General features: G+C 72.2%; 2 protein-coding genes. Both read left to right on the top strand.

Annotation, left to right across the window (positions count from 1 at the left end; genetic code table 11):
• Window positions 1-19 precede the first annotated feature (19 nt).
• A complete protein-coding gene (locus VFO68_RS07890) occupies window positions 20-523 on the top strand; it encodes a PH domain-containing protein (protein WP_325157516.1) in 504 nt (167 codons plus the stop codon).
• A 68-nt stretch (window positions 524-591) separates the two neighbouring features.
• Window positions 592-2,079 (top strand): PH domain-containing protein (locus VFO68_RS07885; RefSeq protein WP_325157515.1); only part of this gene is annotated, 1,488 nt, incomplete at its 3' end.

Raw genomic sequence — 2,079 nt, 5'->3', positions numbered from 1 at the left:
CGGGGAGGGACGAACGCTGATGTCAGCGCAGGTGGAGACGGTGCGGCTGCGGCCGCCTGCCAATCGAGTCGAACGGAGGGCGGTGTGGTGGTGGATGACGCAGGAGGCGCTCGGGGCGGTGATTCCCGCTCTGATCCTCGCCGTGCTCGCGTTCGTGATCGAGCCCGCGCGGTTCTGGCTGGTGTTCGCCCTGGTCGCCGTTCTGGTGGTCGGCATCCCCTATGCGGTGGTGGTGCCGTTCTGGCGCTTCCGCGTGCACCGGTGGGAGGTCACCGGCGACGCCGTCTACGCCAAGTCCGGTTGGCTCTGGCAGGAGTGGCGGGTGGCGCCGATGTCCCGGATCCAGACCGTGGACACCGAGCGCGGGCCGCTCGAGCGGTCCTTCCGGTTGTCCAGCCTCACCGTGACCACCGCCTCCGCCGCCGGCCCGATCAAGATCGTGGGCCTGGACCATGAACGGGCGGCGGATCTGGCGCAGCGCCTGACCGAGACCACGCAGGCGACCCGGGGGGATGCGACGTGAGCCGGCCCGCGAGCGAACCAACCGCACCGGGCGGGATGGCGAGCGAACCTGTGGACGCGGGAGCGGGTGTGCCGGGCCCGGCGGGCGACCGGCGCGCCGATGCCCCCTGGCACGAGTTGGACCGGCGAAGTCCGGCCGTGACCGCGTTCGTGGTGGCCGGCATCGCGTTCGCGAGCGCCGTGCCGGCGTTCGTCAACGTCCGGGACAACGGGCTGCCGCACTGGCAGGTGCTGGCCATGTTCACGGTCGGGTTCCTGGTGGTGGTCGGAGGGGCCGCACTGGTCGAGCGCATGCGGTGGCGACACACCCGGTACCGGGTCACGGACGAACGAGTCGAGCTGCGGTTCTCCTGGGTGGTGCATCGGCTTCGGTCCGTGCCACGGGACCGCATCCGCACCGTCGACCTGACCGCCAACCCCCTGCTCCGGCTCTTCGGCGTGGTGCGGATGCAGATCGGCACCGGGCAGCACGGGGGCCAGAACAGTCAGCTGGTGCTCAACCCGTTGGACCGTCGTCTCGCTGAGCGCCTCCGGAGCGAGCTGCTGACCAGAACCTCGCCGACGCCCGCCCCGGCGGAGCGCCCCGAAGAGGCCGGGCAGCAAGCGGGGGCGGTTGCGCCCATCGCGGAGCTCCGCTGGTCGTGGATCCGCTACGCGCCCGTCTCGGTGACGACTCCCATCCTGGGTGCGGCGGCATTCGGTGCTCTGCTGCAGGTCTCGGACTGGCTCGGGCTGCGAGAGACGGTCATCGGCGAGGCGGGGGAGCTGCTGCGGGACATGCCGTGGCCGGCGCTGATCGGGCTGGTGGTCGCCGTGGGCGTCGTGGTCGGTGTGGTCGGCTCGCTCGGTCTGTTCGTCGAGCTGTGGTGGGGCTACCGACTCACCGGCGAGGACGGAATGTTCCGGGTCCGGCGGGGGCTGCTGACCACCCGGTCGCTCTCACTCGACGAGCGTCGGCTGCGCGGGGTCGAGGTGGTCGAGCCGATCGGCGCCCGCACACTCCGCGCCGCCAAGGTCGACGTGGTCGCCACCGGGTTGCGGTCGGCGGGAGACAAGGAGCGCAGCGATCCGAAGACGGTGCTGCCGGCAGCGCCGATCGCGGAGGCGCACCGGGTGGCCGCCCGAATCCTCGGCGAGCCGCGGTGTCCGACGGAATCGGTGCGGCTGCGCCGCCATCCCCTGGCAGCCCGACGGCGCCGGGTGCTGCGGGCCCTGCTGGCGACACTCCTTCCGGCCGGGGTGCTCGGGTTGCTGGGCCTGCCGCACATCGCCTGGATCGCGTTGGCGTTCTGCTTACCCGTCGCGGTCGCGCTCGCCCTGGACGCCTACCGCAACCTCGGGCACGGGATCACCGGTGGCTACCTGGTGACCAGATATGGCGCGGCCAGCCGGCGAACCGTCGCCCTGCGGCGCAGTGGGGTGATCGGCTGGACCATCACCAGCTCGCCGTTCCAGCGCCGGGCCGGCCTGATCACCCTGGCCGCGACCACGGCCGCACAGAAGGGGGCCTACCTGATCCGTGACGTGGGAGCGAGTGACGGGCTCAGCTTCGCCGAG

It is taken from the genome of Actinophytocola sp. (assembly GCF_035712165.1).
Classification (GTDB): domain Bacteria; phylum Actinomycetota; class Actinomycetes; order Mycobacteriales; family Pseudonocardiaceae; genus DASYTH01.
This window is presented reverse-complemented; position numbering and strand designations above follow the sequence as displayed.